The organism is Streptomyces sp. MH60, assembly GCF_002939385.1.
Classification (GTDB): domain Bacteria; phylum Actinomycetota; class Actinomycetes; order Streptomycetales; family Streptomycetaceae; genus Streptomyces.
In genome coordinates this window covers 1-17,486 of record NZ_MULI01000009.1, presented here as the reverse complement: position 1 = coordinate 17,486, position 17,486 = coordinate 1, and the positions used below count along the sequence as shown (strand labels likewise).

At 71.7% G+C, this 17,486-nt stretch carries 16 protein-coding genes; 6 read left to right on the top strand and 10 right to left on the bottom strand.

Features of this window, described 5'->3' with window-relative positions; genetic code table 11:
* Positions 1 to 61 precede the first annotated feature (61 nt).
* The gene (locus tag BZZ08_RS09055) at positions 62 to 1,087 is read left to right on the top strand and encodes an ATP-dependent 6-phosphofructokinase (protein WP_052840620.1); all 1,026 of its coding nucleotides are present in this window, start codon (positions 62 to 64) and stop codon (positions 1,085 to 1,087) included.
* A gap of 78 nt (positions 1,088 to 1,165) precedes the next feature.
* On the opposite strand, the gene BZZ08_RS09050 is transcribed toward BZZ08_RS09055, so the two are convergent.
* The 5 genes from BZZ08_RS09050 to BZZ08_RS09030 all read right to left on the bottom strand — a co-directional run bounded on the left by BZZ08_RS09050 (position 1,166) and on the right by BZZ08_RS09030 (position 5,462).
* Positions 1,166 to 1,879 carry a helix-turn-helix domain-containing protein gene (locus BZZ08_RS09050; RefSeq protein ID WP_104631649.1) on the bottom strand — a complete coding sequence of 238 codons (714 nt, stop codon included), beginning with the start codon at positions 1,877 to 1,879 and terminating at the stop codon, positions 1,166 to 1,168.
* 80 nt (positions 1,880 to 1,959) lie between these two features.
* Positions 1,960 to 2,826: a carbohydrate ABC transporter permease gene (locus BZZ08_RS09045; protein WP_104631648.1), complete on the bottom strand. Its 867-nt coding sequence runs from the start codon at positions 2,824 to 2,826 to the stop codon at positions 1,960 to 1,962.
* 1 nt (position 2,827) lies between these two features.
* Complete coding sequence (locus BZZ08_RS09040; RefSeq protein ID WP_104631647.1) at positions 2,828 to 3,772, bottom strand: carbohydrate ABC transporter permease; 945 nt, start codon at positions 3,770 to 3,772, stop codon at positions 2,828 to 2,830.
* Entirely contained in the window at positions 3,769 to 5,145 is a 1,377-nt protein-coding gene (locus tag BZZ08_RS09035) for an extracellular solute-binding protein (protein ID WP_198601367.1), read from the bottom strand. The genes BZZ08_RS09040 and BZZ08_RS09035 overlap by 4 nt, the downstream gene beginning before the upstream one ends.
* Before the next feature lie 98 nt (positions 5,146 to 5,243).
* Positions 5,244 to 5,462, bottom strand: a complete 219-nt coding sequence (locus BZZ08_RS09030; RefSeq protein WP_104631646.1) for a hypothetical protein — start codon at positions 5,460 to 5,462, stop codon at positions 5,244 to 5,246.
* 20 nt (positions 5,463 to 5,482) lie between these two features.
* On the opposite strand from BZZ08_RS09030, the gene BZZ08_RS09025 reads away from it, so the two are divergent.
* Positions 5,483 to 6,022, top strand: a complete 540-nt coding sequence (locus tag BZZ08_RS09025) for a hypothetical protein (protein ID WP_104631645.1) — start codon at positions 5,483 to 5,485, stop codon at positions 6,020 to 6,022.
* A 40-nt stretch (positions 6,023 to 6,062) separates the two neighbouring features.
* On the opposite strand, the gene BZZ08_RS09020 is transcribed toward BZZ08_RS09025, so the two are convergent.
* Both BZZ08_RS09020 and BZZ08_RS09015 read right to left on the bottom strand, forming a co-directional pair.
* The gene (locus BZZ08_RS09020; RefSeq protein WP_104631644.1) at positions 6,063 to 6,752 is read right to left on the bottom strand and encodes a response regulator; all 690 of its coding nucleotides are present in this window, start codon (positions 6,750 to 6,752) and stop codon (positions 6,063 to 6,065) included.
* Positions 6,749 to 8,419: a sensor histidine kinase gene (locus BZZ08_RS09015; protein WP_104631643.1), complete on the bottom strand. Its 1,671-nt coding sequence runs from the start codon at positions 8,417 to 8,419 to the stop codon at positions 6,749 to 6,751. Before BZZ08_RS09015 ends, BZZ08_RS09020 begins: the two co-directional genes overlap by 4 nt.
* A 155-nt stretch (positions 8,420 to 8,574) precedes the next feature.
* Here BZZ08_RS09015 and BZZ08_RS09010 point away from each other — a divergent pair, with 155 nt between their 5' ends.
* The 4 genes from BZZ08_RS09010 to BZZ08_RS08995 all read left to right on the top strand — a co-directional run bounded on the left by BZZ08_RS09010 (position 8,575) and on the right by BZZ08_RS08995 (position 13,260).
* The gene (locus BZZ08_RS09010; protein WP_104631642.1) at positions 8,575 to 9,969 is read left to right on the top strand and encodes a cation:dicarboxylate symporter family transporter; all 1,395 of its coding nucleotides are present in this window, start codon (positions 8,575 to 8,577) and stop codon (positions 9,967 to 9,969) included.
* A 168-nt stretch (positions 9,970 to 10,137) separates the two neighbouring features.
* Positions 10,138 to 10,536 carry a MerR family transcriptional regulator gene (locus tag BZZ08_RS09005; RefSeq protein WP_104631641.1) on the top strand — a complete coding sequence of 133 codons (399 nt, stop codon included), beginning with the start codon at positions 10,138 to 10,140 and terminating at the stop codon, positions 10,534 to 10,536.
* A gap of 11 nt (positions 10,537 to 10,547) precedes the next feature.
* Positions 10,548 to 10,862: a thioredoxin gene (locus BZZ08_RS09000; protein ID WP_104631750.1), complete on the top strand. Its 315-nt coding sequence runs from the start codon at positions 10,548 to 10,550 to the stop codon at positions 10,860 to 10,862.
* A gap of 121 nt (positions 10,863 to 10,983) precedes the next feature.
* Positions 10,984 to 13,260: a HelD family protein gene (locus tag BZZ08_RS08995; RefSeq protein ID WP_104631640.1), complete on the top strand. Its 2,277-nt coding sequence runs from the start codon at positions 10,984 to 10,986 to the stop codon at positions 13,258 to 13,260.
* 3 nt (positions 13,261 to 13,263) lie between these two features.
* Here BZZ08_RS08995 and glgB read toward each other — a convergent pair whose 3' ends face one another.
* From glgB to BZZ08_RS08980, 3 genes are all read right to left on the bottom strand, one after another.
* Positions 13,264 to 15,705 carry a 1,4-alpha-glucan branching enzyme gene (gene glgB / locus BZZ08_RS08990; RefSeq protein ID WP_198601366.1) on the bottom strand — a complete coding sequence of 814 codons (2,442 nt, stop codon included), beginning with the start codon at positions 15,703 to 15,705 and terminating at the stop codon, positions 13,264 to 13,266.
* Positions 15,706 to 15,745: 40 nt separating this feature from the next.
* Positions 15,746 to 17,065, bottom strand: a complete 1,320-nt coding sequence (locus BZZ08_RS08985; RefSeq protein WP_104631639.1) for a maltokinase N-terminal cap-like domain-containing protein — start codon at positions 17,063 to 17,065, stop codon at positions 15,746 to 15,748.
* A 97-nt stretch (positions 17,066 to 17,162) separates the two neighbouring features.
* Positions 17,163 to 17,486 (bottom strand): alpha-glucosidase C-terminal domain-containing protein (locus BZZ08_RS08980; protein WP_198601365.1); only part of this gene is annotated, 324 nt, incomplete at its 5' end.

Genomic DNA, 17,486 nt, shown 5'->3' with positions numbered 1-17,486 from the left:
CGGGCCGTGAAACAATTGCATCGGCTCACCGGTGTCAACAGCGAGCAGGAGACACAGCACGATGCGTATCGGAGTTCTCACCGCAGGCGGCGACTGCCCCGGCCTGAACGCAGTGATCCGGTCGGTCGTGCACCGAGCGGTCGACAACTACGGCGACGAGGTCATCGGCTTCGAGGACGGCTACGCCGGACTGCTGGACGGCCGGTACCGCACCCTCGACCTCAACGCGGTCAGCGGCATCCTGGCCCGCGGCGGCACCATCCTCGGCTCCTCCCGCCTGGAGCGCGACCGGCTCCGCGAGGCCTGTGAGAACGCCTCGGACATGATCCAGAACTTCGGCATCGACGCCCTGATCCCGATCGGCGGCGAGGGCACGCTCACGGCCGCCCGGATGCTGTCCGACGCGGGCCTCCCGGTCGTCGGCGTGCCGAAGACCATCGACAACGACATCTCCTCCACCGACCGCACCTTCGGCTTCGACACGGCGGTCGGCGTCGCGACCGAGGCGATGGACCGCCTCAAGACCACCGCCGAGTCCCACCAGCGCGTGATGGTCGTCGAGGTCATGGGCCGGCACGCCGGCTGGATCGCCCTGGAGTCCGGCATGGCGGCCGGCGCCCACGGCATCTGCCTGCCCGAGCGCCCCTTCGACCCCGCCGACCTGGTCAAGATGGTCGAGGAGCGCTTCGCCCGCGGCAAGAAGTTCGCCGTCGTCTGCGTCGCCGAGGGCGCCCACCCCGCCGAGGGCTCCATGGACTACGGCAAGGGCGCCATCGACAAGTTCGGCCACGAGCGCTTCCAGGGCATCGGCACCGCGCTCGCCTTCGAACTGGAGCGCAGGCTCGGCAAGGAGGCCAAGCCGGTCATCCTCGGCCACGTCCAGCGCGGCGGCGTGCCCACCGCGTACGACCGGGTGCTCGCCACCCGCTTCGGCTGGCACGCGGTGGAGGCCGCGCACCGGGGCGACTTCGGCCGGATGACGGCGCTGCGCGGCACGGACGTCGTGATGGTGCCGCTGGCGGAGGCGGTCACCGAGCTGAAGACGGTCCCGAAGGACCGGATGGACGAGGCGGAGTCGGTCTTCTAGACCCCGGCCAGACCCCGGCCGTCCTCCCGCCGGTCGTGCCTGCGGGTGCCTGCGGGTGCCTGCGGGTGCCTACGGGTGCTACGGATGCTTCTCGACCGCCGACCAGAAGTGCTCCACGATCCGGTCCAGGAAGTCCCGGCCCCCGGCACTCGAGTCGGGGGCGCCGCCGCCCCAGCTGAGGGTGGCGGTCATGCGCCCCTGATAGTCCTGGTGCAGCACCTGGAGGACGTTCTCCAGCACGCGCCGGTCCAGCGGCGTCAGCTTGGCGATCGGGCGCACACAGCCCTGCCAGCGGGTGGTCACCGCGCTCGTCAGCAGCTCGGCCAGCTTCTCCTCGCGCCCCGTGACGGTCACGAAGTCGGGCAGCGAGAGACCGAGCACGTCGGCGAGCTGGGCCGACTGACGGTCGGTGCCGCGCCAGTCGTCCGCCTCCTCCATCCGCAGGTAGGCCGGGAGCCCGAGCCCGACCGCACGTGCCACGTCCTCGGGCGCCAGAGCGCGGGCGACGCGGTGCTCGCGCAGGGACTGCGGCCGGCCGATCAGCTCACCGGGCGAGCACCACAGCACCCCGGCGAGCGCGGTCAGCTCGGGGCCTTCGGGGGACGCCGTCCCCCGCTCCCAGGCGATGACGAGGTCGGGGCCGACGTACGGCAGGCCGTACGAGACCCGTATGCCGTGGGCGACGTGCTCGGGCCCCATGTTGAGGGCGGCACGCAGCCGACGGGCGGCGAGGGCGTTGAACGGGGGGCCCGACTGGCTCGGGCCGGGTGAGGGTCGGCGCACGCGCCACACCGTAGGGGTCCGCGGCGGTGCTGACTACGGGCTGTTCGGCCAGCGATACGGATTGTAGGAACGTACGGACCGAGGAGCGCTCACCCCTTCACCGCCCCGCCCAGCGCGAACCCGCCGCCCAGCCGCCGGGAGATCAGCACGTAGAGCAGCACCACCGGCGTCGAGTAGACGATCGAGAACGCGGCCAGCTGCCCGTACGCCACCATGCCCCGGTTGCCGAAGAAGTCGTTGATGCTGACCGAGGCCGGCATCTGGTCCGGGGAGAGCAGCAGCATGAAGGGGACGAAGAAGTTCCCCCACATCATCACGAACGAGAACACCGTCACCACCGCCACCCCGGGTCCCATCAGCGGCAGCACGATCCGCAGCAGCGACTGGAACGACGACGCCCCGTCCGTCCACGCCGCCTCCTCCAGTTCCTTCGGCACGCCGTCCATGAAGTTCTTCATGAGCCAGATCGCGAACGGCAGCTGCGAGGCGGCGAAGAAGAAGATCGTCCCCTGCATGGTGTCGATCATGTTGACCCGCACGAACAGGGCGTAGACGGGCACCATGATCGCCGTGATGGGGAGGCTGGTCGCGAACAGGATCCCGAGCAGGAACGGCCGGTTCAGCCGGGACCGGAAACGGGAGAGCGGATACGCCGCGAGCGCCGCGCACACCACCGTCAGCAGGGTCGCGCCGCCGCACAGGACCAGGCTGTTGAGCAGCGGGGTGAAAGTGATCTCCGGGGTGAGGATCGCGTCGAAGTTCTCCAGCGTGACCCCGTCGGGCACCTTCACGCGCAGGCTCGCGTGCGGGTCGAGGGCGGACAGCACCACCCAGGCCAGCGGCAGCACGAAGGCCGCAGCCACCACCAGCAGCCCGGCGTCGGCGGCCGCCCGCCGCCGGTTGCGCCGGGAGGAGGGGGTGCGGCGGGCTGTACGGGACGTGACCGTGGACGCCATGTCAGACCTCCGTGCGCAGCAGGCGCAGGTACACGACCGAGAACAGCGAGCCGATCAGCAACAGCAGCAGCGCGACCGCCGTGCCGTACCCGATCAGGCTGTTCTGGAAGGCCTGCTCGTACATGAACAGCGGCAGCGTCTGGCTCTTGCCGCTCGGCCCGCCCCGCGTCATCACCCAGATCAGCCCGAAGACCGACAGGGTCTGCAGGGTGTTGAGCATGAGGTTGGTGCCGATGGAGCGCCGGATCATCGGCAGCGTGATGTGCCACATCCGGCGCCAGCCGCTCGCGCCGTCGACCTCGGCGGCCTCGGTGACCTCCTTGGGGATCTCGTTCAGCGCGGCCGAGTACACCAGCATCGAGAACGCGGTTCCCCGCCACACGTTGGCGAAGGACACCGCCAGGATCGGCAGCGTGAACAGCCAGTTCTGCGAGGGCAGATGGAGCCAGTCCAGGATGGCGTTGAGGGTGCCCTCGCGCCGGAAGAAGGCGTAGAGCAGGAAGCCCGCCACCACCTCCGGCAGCACCCAGGCCGTGACAACGATGCCACCGGTGAGCGTGCGGACCGGCTTCGAGGCCCGCTGCATCAGCGAGGCCAGGGCGAGCCCCAGGGTGTTCTGCCCGATCAGCGAGGACAGCACCGTGAACACCAGGGTCAGCCATACGGCGTTGAGGAACGCCTCGTCCTTGAAGGCACGGGTGAAGTTGTCGAAGCCGACGAAGGACTCCTGGGCCTGACCGGTGAGCTGGAGGTCGGTGAAGGCGATGACGACGCAGTAGACGATCGGGCCGGCGAGGAAGAGCAGCAGCAGGACGACGGCGGGGGAGAGGGGCAGGGCGCGGAAGAGGGAGCGGCGGACGCTGCCGGACCGGCCGCCGGAGACGGCCGGGGAGGCAGGACCCTTACGGACCTCGGGCCCCGCGTGCTCCGGCGCGGCCGCCGTCACTTGCTCACCACCTGGTTGTCGGTGGCCTCCTTGAGCGCCTCGTCGTAGCCGCGTGCCGCCTCCTCGACCGACTTGTCGCCGGTCGTCACGCCCTCCATCGCCTCCTGGATGGCGACGGACACCTTCGGGTACGCCGGGTAGGCGGGCCGGTAGTGGGTGTCGGCGACGAGGTCGGTGAAGAACTTGATGCCGGGCTGGGCGTTGACGTAGGCGGGGTCGTTGGCGACGTCCTCGCGGACCGAGATGCCGGAGTTGGCGACGTACCACTTCTGCGCGTTGGCCTTGGTCTGCATCGTCTTGATGAAGTCGAAGGCCAGGTCGGGGTTGCCCGCCTTGGCCGGGACGGCCCAGGTCCACCCGCCGGACATGCTCACCCTGCCGGGAGCCTGCCCGTTCTGCGTGGGCATGGCGGCGAGCCCCAGCTCCTTCGACCACTCGGGCCACTCGTGCCCGCTGCCCTCCAGCCAGTCCTGCGGCAGCCAGGAGCCGTCGAGCGCGATCCCGAGCTTGCCCTGCGGCAGCAGCTCACCGCGCACCTTGGTGCCGAAGTTGGGGTCGAGTGCGTCGGAGACCTCGGGACCGAGCTTCTCCTTGTACACGGTCTCGACGAAGGAGAGGGAGTCCTCGAACCCCTGGCCCGCCGTGATCCACTTCTTGCTCCCCTTGTCGTACAGCGGGTCGGCGCCACCGTTCCCCGTGCCGTACAACAGCATCTCGAAGCCCTGCATGGTGGCCGCCTCGCCGGCGGGCTTGCCCGTGTAGACGTTGAGCGGCGTGACGCCGGGGACCTTCTCCTTGATGGTGCGGGCGGCGTCGAGGACCTCGTCCCAGGTCCTCGGCTGCCAGTCGGCGGGCAGCCCGGCCTTGGCGAAGACGTCCTTGCTGAACCACAGGCCCCGGGTGTCCGTCCCGTCCGGAACGCCGTACGTCTTCCCGTCCTCGCCCTTCGCGGCGGCCTTCGCCGTGTCGATGAACTGGTCCCAGTCCTTCCACTTGGCCAGGTAGTCGTCGAGCGGCTTCAGATACCCGCTGGTGATGTCCGAGTTGATGAGGAACGTGTCCTCGTAGACCAGGTCGGGGGCGGTCTTGGGAGAGCGGAGCATCTGCTGGAGCTTGGTGTAGTACTCCGAGTCCGGCGCCTTGATCGGCACCAGCTCGACCTTCTTCCCCGGGTTGGCCTTCTCGAACTGCTTCTTGATGGCGCCGAGGTAGGTGTCCATCACCTTGATGGAGTTGTCCGTCGACTGCTTGAAAGAGACCTTCACCGTGTCCGGATCACTGCCGGAGCCGCTCCCGCAGGCGGCGAGCGAGGTGGAGGCGAGCGCGGTGAGGGTGAACAGGGCGGTGAACCGGACGGTGGGGCGCACGGGCATGACCTCCTACGGGCACACGACGCTGTGGCCTGGACGGCTGCGTGGCGAACGTAAGAGGAGTGGTCTAGTCAGGTCAATGCGTGTGCGCAGGATTGGCCCTACAGGAGGTGATCGGCCTTGCCGGCCTTGATGCCGCGGATGAGGGCGCGGAGCGCGTCGCGGGGGTCGGTGAGGCAGCGGTCCTCCTGGCCGGGGACGGCGATGCAGGCGTTGCCGTCCGGGTCGGTGCCAATGCGGGAGCAGTTGTGGGCTGGCCGGGGCCGAATCCGGCCGGAACGGGAACGGAGTTCCGGACGTCCGGCATAGTCAGGAGCCACCGCCGGGAGAAGGGAATCGCGTGCCGGAACAGGACGTCACGGTGGGGCAGTTGCTGCTCGCCGAGTACGAGAGCGTGAAGAGCGAGCAGAGGGCGAGGATCGGGTTCCGGGACAACCTCCTCTACGTGACGCTCGCCGTCGTGGCCGCCGTCATCGCCGCCACGGCACAGGCGGAGCAGCCCTCGATGCTCCTCGCGCTGCCGCCGGTGTGCCTCGTCCTCGGGTGGACCTACCTCGTCAACGACGAGAAGATCTCGGCGATCGGGCTCTACGTCCGGGACGACCTGGGGCCCAAGCTGGCCGAACTCGCCGCGCCCGGGCCCGGCTTCGCGACCTTCGGGTGGGAGGCGTACCACCGGACCGACACCCGGCGCCGGTCCCGCAAGACGATCCAGACCGTGATCGACCTGACGGCGTTCTGCGCGGTACCCCTGGCGGCGCTGGTCGTCTTCTGGGCGAACGGGGACGCCTCCCGGCTGCTCGTCGCCCTCTCGGTGCTGGAGGCGCTGGCCGTGGCGGGGCTCGCCTCGCAGGTCGTGTGGTACGCGAAGGCGGCGTGAGCGCCCCGCGGGCCGCACCACCGGCGCGGGGCCGCGCGGCTCACCGGCGCCGTGCCCACCGGTACACCAACTCCGGGCGCCCCACCTGCCCGTACTGCGGGCTCCGGCCCGCCCGGCCCGCGTCCACCAGGTGCTCCAGGTAACGACGGGCCGTGATCCGGGAGATGCCCACCGCCTCGGCGACCCCGGCCGCCGTGAGGCCCTCGGCCGAGCCGCGCAGCGCGCCGGTCACCCGTTCCAGGGTCGGGCCGCTCAGGCCCTTGGGCAGGGCCGCCGGGCCGGGGGCGCGCAGGGTGGCCAGCGCGCGGTCCACCTCGTCCTGCCCGCTGGCCTCTCCGGCCGTGCCCCGGAACTCCGCGTAGCGCACCAGCCGGTCGCGCAGGGTGGCGAAGGTGAACGGCTTCAGCACGTACTGGACGACGCCCAGCGACACCCCCTCGCGCACCATCGTCAGGTCCCGCGCCGACGTCACCGCTATCACGTCGGTGTGATGCCCCGCCGCCCGCAGCGAACGGGCCAGCTGGAGTCCGTGCACGTCCGGCAGGTGCAGGTCGAGCAGGAGCAGGTCCACCGGCGTACGGTCCAGCATCCGCCGCGCCTCCGCGCCCGTGTGGGCCTTGCCGACGGCGACGAACCCGGGCACCCGGCCGACGTACATGACGTGCGCGTCCGCGGCGACCGGGTCGTCCTCGACGACCAGGACCCGGATGGGCTGCCCGGCGGTGCTCATACGGCACCCCCGGCACCCGGTCTGCCCGCCGTGGTGGCCGGTGTCGCCCCGCGGCCCCCGGCGTCGCCCAGCGGCAGCCGGGCCTCGAAGCGGGCGCCGCCGCCCTCCGCCTCCGTCACGGTCAGGCTGCCGCCGTGCCGCCGTACCGCCTGCCGGACCAGCGCGAGGCCCAGGCCGCGTCCGCCCTCGCCGGCCGGCTTGGTCGAGAAGCCCCGCTGGAAGACCAGGTCGGCATGGGCCGGGTCGACCCCGGCGCCGGTGTCCGACACCCGCAGCACCAGCTCGGAGCCGCCGGCACCGCGACCCTCCGTGTACGCCGCCACCGTCACCCGCGACGGCACCGCTCCCTGCGCCGCGTCCACCGCGTTGTCCACCAGGTTGCCCAGGATCGTCACCAGGTCCCGGGCGGGCAGCGACGGCGGCAGCAGTCCGTCGTCCAGTCGGCTGTCCTGCGACACCACCAGCTCCACTCCCCGCTCGTTGGCCTGCGCCGTCTTGCCCAGCAGCAGCGCCGCGAGCACCGGCTCGCTCACCGCCGCCACCACCTGGTCGGTGAGGGCCTGCGCCAGCTCCAGCTCGGCCGTCGCGAACTCCACGGCCTCCTCCGCCCGCCCCAGCTCGATCAGCGAGACGACCGTGTGCAGCCGGTTCGCCGCCTCGTGCGCCTGGGACCGCAGCGCCTGTGTGAAACCGCGCTCCGAGTTCAGCTCGCCCGTCAGCGACTGCAACTCGGTCACGTCCCGCAGCGTCACCACCGTGCCCCGGTGCTCACCGCCGGAGACCGGCGAGGTGTTCACCACCAGCACCCGCTCCGCCGCCAGGTGCACCTCGTCCACCCGGGGCTCCGACGCCAGCAGCGCCCCCGTCAGCTGCGAGGGCAGCCCCAGGTCCGCGACCGAGGCGCCGACCACGTCACCGCGCACGCCGAGCAACTCCCGTCCGCCGTCGTTGATCAGCGCGACCCGGTACTGCCCGTCCAGCATCAGCAGCCCCTCCCGCACCGCGTGCAGCGCCGCCTGATGGTAGTCGTGCATCCGGCTCAGCTCGTCCGCGTTCATCCCGTGCGTGTGCCGGCGCAGCCGCGCGTTGATCACGTACGTACCGACCGCGCCGAGCAGCAGCGCCCCGGCCGCCACCCCCGTCAGGGCCGTGAGCTGCTCCCGCGCCCGCTTGCTGATCTCCTCGACCTTGATCCCGGCGGAGACGAGGCCGACGATCCGGCCGTCGTCCGTGATCGGTGCGACCGCCCGTACCGAGGGGCCGAGCGTGCCCGTGTAGGTCTCGGTGAAGGTCTCGCCCCGCTGCGCGCGCTCGATGTGGCCCTGGAAGGGATGGCCGATTTCGGTCGGTTCGGGGTGGGTCCAGCGGATGCCCCGCGGGTTCATGATCGTCACGAAGTCCACGTCGGTGTCCCGCATGACCCGCACCGCGTACGGCTGGAGGCGCGCGGTCGGGTCCGGGGTGCGGATCGCCTCCGCCACGGACGGCGAGTCGGCGATCGCCAGCGACACCGCCCTGGCCTGGCGCCCGGCCGCCTCCTCCGCCTGCCCCCGGTCGCTGAGGTAGGTGAACAGCGCGTACCCGACCACCACGACCGCTATCAGTACGGCCTGCATGGCGAAGAGCTGCCCGGCCAGGCTCCGGGGTCTCGGGACACGGAGGTGCATGCCGCCAGTCTCCCTCGTGGCTGGATTGTGAACTAAATGAACGCAAGGGTGACCGCGCTCACATGCCGGGAGATAGTCACCGCATCCCCGATACAAACCCCCGGACGTGAGCCGCACGCCGGTGAGTACCGACGACGCCGTCAAGGAGGGCAGCCGTGACCAGCAACGCCGCTACGGCACCTGCCGCACCCAAAGCCAAGCGCGACCGCACGCACTATCTCTACATCGCCGTGATCATCGCGGTCGCCCTCGGTATCGCCGTCGGTCTGATCGCCCCGGACTTCGCCACCGAGCTGAAGCCGCTCGGCACCGGCTTCGTGAACCTGATCAAGATGATGATCTCGCCGATCATCTTCTGCACGATCGTGCTGGGCATCGGCTCGGTCCGCAAGGCCGCCAAGGTCGGCGCGGTCGGCGGCATCGCCCTGGTCTACTTCTTCGTGATGTCGCTGGTGGCGCTCGCCATCGGCCTGATCGTCGGCAACATCCTGGACCCCGGCACGGGCCTCGCGCTCACGGACGCCGTCAAGGAGACCGGCCAGGCACAGGTCGACGCGGAGGCCAAGGGCACCGTCGACTTCCTGATGGGCATCATCCCGACGACGATCGTCTCGGCGTTCACCGCGGGCGAGGTCCTGCAGACCCTGCTGATCGCCCTGCTCTGCGGCTTCGCGCTGCAGGCCATGGGCAACGCCGGCCAGCCCGTTCTGCGCGGCATCGAGCACATCCAGCGGCTGGTCTTCCGCGTCCTGGCGATGATCATGTGGGCGGCCCCGGTCGGTGCCTTCGGCGCCATCGCCGCTGTCACCGGCTCGGCGGGCGTCGACGCGCTCAAGAGCCTGGCCGTGCTGATGCTCGGCTTCTACGTCACCTGCTTCCTCTTCCTCTTCCTGGTGCTGGGCACGGTGCTGCGCGTCGTGGCCGGGATCAACGTCTTCTCGCTCTTCAAGTACCTGGGCCGCGAGTTCCTGCTGATCCTGTCCACCTCCTCGTCGGAGTCGGCGCTGCCGCGCCTCATCGCGAAGATGGAGCACCTGGGCGTCAGCAAGCCGGTGGTCGGCATCACCGTCCCGACCGGCTACTCGTTCAACCTCGACGGCACCATGATCTACATGACCATGGCCTCGCTGTTCATCTCGGACGCCATGGGTACGCCGATGTCGATCGGCGAGCAGATCCCGCTGCTGCTCTTCCTGCTGGTGGCCTCCAAGGGCGCCGCCGGTGTCTCCGGCGCCGGTCTCGCCACGCTGGCCGGCGGCCTGCAGTCGCACAAGCCCGCCCTGGTGGACGGCATCGGCCTGATCGTCGGCATCGACCGCTTCATGAGCGAGGCCCGCGCGCTGACCAACTTCGGCGGCAACGCCGTCGCCACCGTCCTCATCGGCACCTGGACCAAGGAGATCGACAAGGACCGGGTGAACGAGGTGCTGGCCGGCCGGGCCCCGTTCGACGAGAAGACGCTGCTCGACGACGGCCACGGCACCGCCGACCGCGAGGACACGCCGGACCTGCCCGAGCAGGGCGGCGAGAAGGAGCTGGCGAAGGCCTGACGGCCGTACGGCGCCCCCCCGCGTGCCGGGGCGGCTCCCGCACACCCCGGGCGGCTGAGGTGCTCCCCCCGTTGCTCAGCCGCCCGGCCCCCCGAAGAAGCCCCGCGCCCTCCCCCCGGCGCGGGGCTTCTTGCCTTGACGTCCGGGTCAAGGCTTACGTTCGTCGGCATGCGAATCGGCGAGCTGGCCGCACGGGCCGGGACCACCACGCGGACGCTGCGGTACTACGAGTCGCGGGGCCTGCTGCCCGCGCGGCGGCGCGACAACGGCTACCGCACCTACGACGAGGACGACCTGAAGCTGCTGCGGCAGATCAGGACCCTCCAGGACTTCGGGTTCGACCTGGAGGAGACCCGCCCCTTCGTGGAGTGCCTGCGCGCCGGGCACCCCGAGGGCGACTCCTGCCCGGCGTCCCTGGTGGTCTACCGGCGCAAGCTGGGCGAGCTGGACACGCTGATCGAGCAGCTCACGTCGGTGCGCGCGCAGGTCGCCGCGCAGCTGACGCGGGCCGAGGCGGCGGCTCCGGGGGGCCCGGAGCCCAAGTGCGAACTGGGAGGACACGGATGAGGACCAGCGGCGTGCCCGAGGTGACGGACGCGGACTTCGCGACGGAGGTGATCGGGTCGGACCTGCCCGTGCTGGTGGAGTTCACCGCCGACTGGTGCCCGCCCTGCCGGCAGATGGCGCCGGTGCTCGGCGCGCTGGCCGAGGAGGAGGGCGACCGGCTGAGGGTGGTGCAGCTGAACGTCGACCGGAACCCGGCGACCACGAACGCGTACAAGGTGCTGTCGATGCCGACGTTCATGGTGTTCCGCGGAGGCGAGCCGGTGAAGTCGATGGTCGGCTCCCGGCCCAAGCGGCGGCTCCTGGAGGAACTGGCCGACGTGCTCTGACCGGGCCCGGCACACGAAAAAATCCCCCGAGCAATTGCGCTCGGGGGATTTCTCTGCGTATATTCGTTGATTCGTGACTTCAGGAAAATGAGGTCGCGAAGAAGTTCAGTAGGCACAGTATATGCGGCCGGGAGTGGAATTGTCAAACACCGAATTTCCGGACGATGAATTGCTGCACGAGCAGGAATTCATCGACGGACTGTACGCGCGGGTGGACGCGCTGCGCGGCGACGCCGAGGACTCCGTCACCGACGCGCTCGCGCAGGGCAACACCCCCCAGCAGGCCCGCCTGGAGCGGGACATCCTGGTCGCCGAGCGCTCCGGGCTGCTCGCCGCGCTCAACGCGGTGGACGGCTCCCTCTGCTTCGGCCGGATCGACCTCACCTCCGGGCAGGCCCACCACATCGGCCGCATCGGGCTCCGCGCCGACGACGCCGAACGCACCCCCGTCCTCATCGACTGGCGGGCCGGTGTCGCCCGCCCCTTCTACCTGGCCACCGGCCACACCCCGATGGGGCTGCGCCGCCGCCGGCACCTCACCAGCGAGGGCCGTACGGTCACCGCGCTGCACGACGAGATCCTCGACCTCGGCGACGAGACCCGAACCGGCCACGAGGACCCCTCCGGCGACGCCGTGCTGCTCGCCGCGCTGAACTCCGCGCGCACCGGCCGCATGGGCGACATCGTGCAGACCATCCAGGCCGACCAGGACCGCATCATCCGCGCCCCGCACCGCGGTGTCCTGGTCGTCGAGGGCGGCCCCGGCACCGGCAAGACCGCCGTCGCCCTGCACCGCGCCGCCTACCTCCTCTACGAGCACCGCGAACTGCTCGCCAAGCGCGCTGTCCTCATCGTCGGCCCCAACCCGGCCTTCCTCGGCTACATCGGCGAGGTGCTGCCCTCGCTCGGCGAGACCGGCGTGCTCCTCGCCACCGTCGGCGAGCTGTTCCCCGGCGTGCGGGCCACCGCCGCGGACACCCCCGAGGCGGCGGCCGTGAAGGGCCGGGCCGGCATGGCCGACGTGCTCGCCGAGGCGGTCCGGGACCGGCAGGCGCTGCCCGACCCGGTGATCGCGATCGAGCACGACCGCGACGTCCTCATGCTCGACGACGACCTGGTCAACGTCGCCCGCGAGCGCACCCGCGCCGCGAAGCTGCCGCACAACGCGGCCCGCGAGCACTTCGAGGGCCACATCCTCAACACCCTGACCGACATGGTCGCGGAGCGCATCGGCACCGACCCCTACGACGGCAGCAACCTCCTCGACCCCAGCGACATCACCCAGATCCGCGACGAACTGGCCGAGAACCCCGAGGTCTGGTCCGCCATCGACCAGCTGTGGCCCCGGCTCACCCCGCAGCGCCTGGTCGCCGACTTCCTCGCCGCCCCCGAGGGCCTCCTGCCCGCCGAGGACGCCGCCGCCGTCCGCCGCCCGGTCACCCGGCGCTGGACCGTCGCCGACGTGCCCCTGCTGGACGAGGCGGCCGAACTGCTCGGCGTGGACGACCGGATCGCCCGCTCCCGCGCCGAACGCGAGCGCGAGGAGCAGATCGCCTACGCGCAGGGCGTGCTGGACGTGTCGTACGCGTCCCGGACCTACGAGTTCGAGGACAAGGACGAGGAGGACGCCGAGGTCCTGTCCGCGCACGACATCATCGACGCCGAGCGGTTCGCCGAACGCCAGGAGGAGGACGACCACCGCAGCGCCGCCGAACGCGCGGCGGCCGACCGCACCTGGGCCTTCGGGCACATCATCGTGGACGAGGCGCAGGAGCTGTCCCCGATGGCCTGGCGGCTGCTGATGCGCCGCTGCCCGACCCGCTCGATGACCCTGGTCGGCGACCCGGCGCAGACCGCGGAGGCGGCCGGTGTCGGTTCCTGGTCGAAGATCCTCGCCCCCTACGTCGAGGACCGCTGGGAACACACCCGCCTGGGCGTCAACTACCGCACCCCGGCCGAGATCATGGACCTGGCGGCGGCCGTGGTCCGGGCCGAGGACCCGGAGTTCACGCCGCCGAGTTCGGTGCGCTCGACGGGCGTACGCCCCTGGATCCGGGCCACCGGCGACCTCCCGGCCGCCGTCGCCGAGGCCGCCCGGGAACTGACCCCCGAGGAGGGCCGCCTCGCCGTCATCGCCCCGCGCGAGCTGCACCGGGTGCTCGCGGCCCGGCTCGACGGCGTGACGGCGGGCGCCGAGCCGGATCTGACGCGGAAGACGGTCCTCCTGGACCCGCGCCAGTCCAAGGGCCTGGAGTTCGACTCCGTCCTGGTCGTCGAGCCCGGCCGCTACGGCACCAGCGACCTGTACGTCGCCCTCACCCGCGCCACCCAGCGCCTCGCCGTCCTGCACAGCGAGCCGCTGCCGAAGGGGCTGGTGGACGCGGGCGACGCGGGCTGACGGTCAGGCCGGGCGCAGCCATACCGTCGCCAGGGGTGGCAGGGTCAGGCGGATGCTCGCCGGGCGGCCGTGCCACCCCCGCGCCTCCGGCTTGACCGGGTCCGGGGTGACCACGTCGCCGCCGCCGTACCGGGCGGCGTCGGTGTTGAGCACCTCGTGCCAGGCCGGGACGTCGTCGGGAACGCCGAGGCGGTAGCCGGAGCGGACCACCGGGGCGAAGTTCGACACCGCGAGCAGCGGGGTGCCGTCGGCGTCCAGGCGCAGGAAGGCCAGCACGTCGTCCTCGGCGGCGTCCCCGACCACCCAGGCGAACCCGGAGGGATGGGTGTCGCGCCGCCACAGCGCGGGCGTGGCCCGGTAGACGGTGTTCAGGTCCCGCACCAGGTCGCGCACGCCCCGGTGGTCCGCCGCCGCCCCGTACTCCGGGTCCAGCAGCCACCAGTCGGGGCCGTGCGCCTCCGACCACTCCGCGCCCTGGGCGAACTCCTGGCCCATGAACAGCAGTTGCTTGCCGGGGTGGGCCCACATGTAGCCCAGGTACGCCCGTTCGTTGGCACGCTGCTGCCACCAGTCGCCGGGCATCTTCGACACCAGCGACTTCTTGCCGTGCACCACCTCGTCGTGCGATATCGGCAGCACGTAGTTCTCGCTGTACGCGTACACCATGGAGAAGGTCAGCTCGCCGTGGTGGTACTTGCGGTGCACCGGCTCGCGGCTCATGTACTCGAGGGAGTCGTGCATCCACCCCATGTTCCACTTCAGCCCGAAGCCCAGTCCGCCGAAGCCGCTCGGCCCCTGGTGGTGCGTGGCCCGGGTGACCCCGTCCCAGGCCGTCGACTCCTCCGCCACCGTCACGACGCCGGGCACCCGCCGGTACAGCGTCGCGTTCATCTCCTGGAGGAACGCCACCGCGTCCAGGTTCTCCCGGCCGCCGTGCTCGTTCGGCGTCCACTGGCCCGGCTCGCGCGAGTAGTCCAGGTACAGCATCGAGGCGACGGCGTCCACCCGCAGGCCGTCGATGTGGAACTCCTCGCACCAGTACACGGCGTTGGCCACCAGGAAGTTGCGCACCTCACGGCGGCCGAAGTCGAACTCCAGCGTCCCCCAGTCCGGATGCGCCGCCCGCAGCGGGTCGGAGTGCTCGTACAGCGGGCGCCCGTCGAACTCGGCCAGCGCCCAGTCGTCGCGCGGGAAGTGCGCCGGCACCCAGTCCATCAGCACACCGATCCCGGCCCGGTGCAGCCGGTCGACCAGGTACTTGAAGTCGTCGGGGCCGCCGAGCCGGGCCGTGGGCGCGTAGAAGCCGGTGACCTGGTAGCCCCACGAGCCGCCGAAGGGGTGCTCGGCGACCGGCATCAGCTCGATGTGGGTGAAGCCGAGGTCCGCCACGTAGGCGGGGAGCTGCTCCGCCAGCTCGCGGTAGGTCAGGCCGGGACGCCAGGACGGCAGGTGGACCTCGTACACCGACATCGGCGCCTCGTGCGCGGGCGCGTCCGCGCGGCGGGCCAGCCACTCCCCGTCGCCCCACGTGTAGTCCGAGGCGTGCACGACGGAGGACGTGGCGGGCGGCACCTCCGTACGGCGGGCCAGCGGGTCGGCGCGGAAGGTGCGGGAGCCGTCGGGCCGGGTGATCTCGAACTTGTACAGCTCGCCCGCGCCGACGCCGGGCAGGAACAGCTCCCACACCCCGGTCGACCCGAGGGAGCGCATCGGGTGGCCGGTGCCGTCCCAGAAGTTGAAGCCGCCGGCCACCCGGACCCCGCGCGCGTTCGGCGCCCACACCGCGAACCGGGTGCCCGCCACCCCGTCCCGCGTCGTCGGGTGCGCGCCGAGCGCCCGCCACAGCTGCTCGTGCCGCCCCTCGCCGATCAGGTGCAGGTCCAGCTCGCCCAGGGTGGGCAGGAAGCGGTACGGGTCCTCGGCCTCCTGGACCGTCCCCTCGTACGTCACGAGCAACCGGTGGACCGGGACCTCGCCCAGCGGCACGAGACCGGTGAAGAACCCGTCACCGTCGTCGTGCAGCTCGACCCGCAGCTCCCCGGACAGCACGGTCACCGCCAGGGCGTACGGCCGGAACGCGCGGAACGCGACCCCGCCGGGCACCCGGTGGGCGCCGAGCACCGAGTGCGGATCGTGGTGCGTGCCGGCGAGCAGCCGCTCCCGGTCGCCGGCGTCCAGCGCGGGGGAGACGGCGACCTCGGTCTCGGGGGAGGCGACGGTGGCTGCCGATCCCGCCCTGGGCGCGGTCTTCTTCGGGGCCGTCTTCTTGGCGGCCGTCTGCTTGGTGACGGCCTTCTTGGTGGCCGTCTGCTTGGTGACGGCCTTCTTCGCTACTGCCTTCTTCGCGGCCTTGGCCGTCTCCTTCCCGGCCGTCTCCTTCCCGGTTGTCTTCTTCCCGGTCGTCTTCTTCGGGTCGGGGCCGCTGGACGAGGGGCGGGGGGTCACGGGCGGGGCCTCCTGGGCGAAGTGGGAGCGGGCGTGGGCGTCATGCGGGCTCGGGCACGGACAGGCGGCGCACCGCCGCCAGGGGCACCGGGAGCCAGTCGGGACGGTGCCGGGCCTCGTACAGGACCTCGTAGACCGCCTTGTCCGTCTCGTAGGCGCGCAGCAGCACCGGATCGGTGCGCGGGTCCCGGCCGCCGGCCTGCGCGTACCCGGTGCAGTACGCGGCCCGGCAGGACTCGGCCCAGCCCGGCACGCGTACCTCGGCCGAGTGCGCGGCGTAGTCGAAGGAGCGCAGCATCCCGGCGACGTCCCGCACCGCCGGCTGCGGCAGCCGGCGCTCGGCCAGGGGTTTCGCCGGCTCCCCCTCGAAGTCGATCAGCGACCACTCCCCGTCGGGCGAGCGCAGGCACTGGCCGAGGTGCAGGTCGCCGTGGACGCGCTGCGCGGTCCAGGTGCGGCCCTCTGCGGCCAGGTCGGCCAGCGCCGTGAACGCCGTCCGCAGCGCCGGTGCGTACGACCGCAGCAGGGGTACCGCCTGCACGGCCTCCTCCAGCCGCTCGATCATGCCGTCGGCGAGCCGCCGCGCCTGGGTGTGGCCGAGGGTGACGGTCGGCAGCGCGCGGGCCAGCGCGGTGTGCACCTCGGCGGTGGCCCGCCCCAGCGCCCGGGCCTCGGCGACGAAGTCCTCGCCCTTGGCCAGCTCGCGCAGCGCCAGCTCCCAGCCGTCGGTCGCACCCTGCAGATAGGGCTGGAGCACGCCCAGCACCCAGGACCCGTCGGCCAGGTCGGCCATCATCCATCCCGCCGGGGCCGGCACCCGGGGGCAGCCCTCCCGGGCCAGGGCCAGCGGCAGCTCCAGGTCGGGATTGACGCCGGGCACGATCCGCCGCAGCAGCTTGAGAATGAACGTATCTCCATACACGATCGACGAGTTGGACTGCTCGGCGGTCATCAGCCGCGGCACCAGCCCGCCGCGTATCCCGCCGGTGCGTATCTCCTGGCCCGGCTCCGGCTCCCCGCGCTCGAAGCGCAGCCCGCCGATACGGGCCCGGGTGCGCAGCGCCTCCAGCAGCACCTCGGCGGGGCGCGTGCCGATCAGGAGCTGGTAGCAGTCGCCGGGCTCCTCGGCCGCGCCACCGGCCGGCGTGTGCCGCTGGTGGGCGCGGACCAGCACGTGGTGGAGGCCGAGGCGGGAGTCGGCCGGGAGCAGTTCGGTGGCCGCGACCAGCGAGAAGCCGGTGACCGGGCGCCCCTTGCCGGCGAACCAGCGCTGCCGCGGCAGCCACTCCCGCAGCAGTGGATCAAGTGACGCAAGGAGGCCCGGAGGGCTCGCATCGGTGCGTATGACGGCTTCCGACATGACGTCGCGTCCTTTCCCCGGGATCGTCGGGGTGGTTACTGATGCGTGCCCCGGGCGGAACGGTGGAAACCGCCTCGCCCGGGGACGGGGCCGGTATCTAGACGGCGTCCTTGCGCAGCCGGAACCAGTAGAAGCCGTGACCGCCCAGGGTCAGCAGGTACGGCAGGTCACCGACGGCCGGGAAACGGACCCCGCCGAACAGCTCGACCGGATGGCGTCCGCCGAAGGCGCTCAGGTCCAGCTCCGTGGGCTGCGCGAACCGCGAGAAGTTGTGGACGCACAGCACCAGGTCGTCCCCGTACTCCCGCAGGAAGGCGAGGACCGCCGGGTTGGAGGAGGGCAGCTCGGTGTAGGTGCCCAGGCCGAAGGCGGGGTTCTGCTTGCGGATCTCGATCATGCGGCGGGTCCAGTGCAGCAGGGA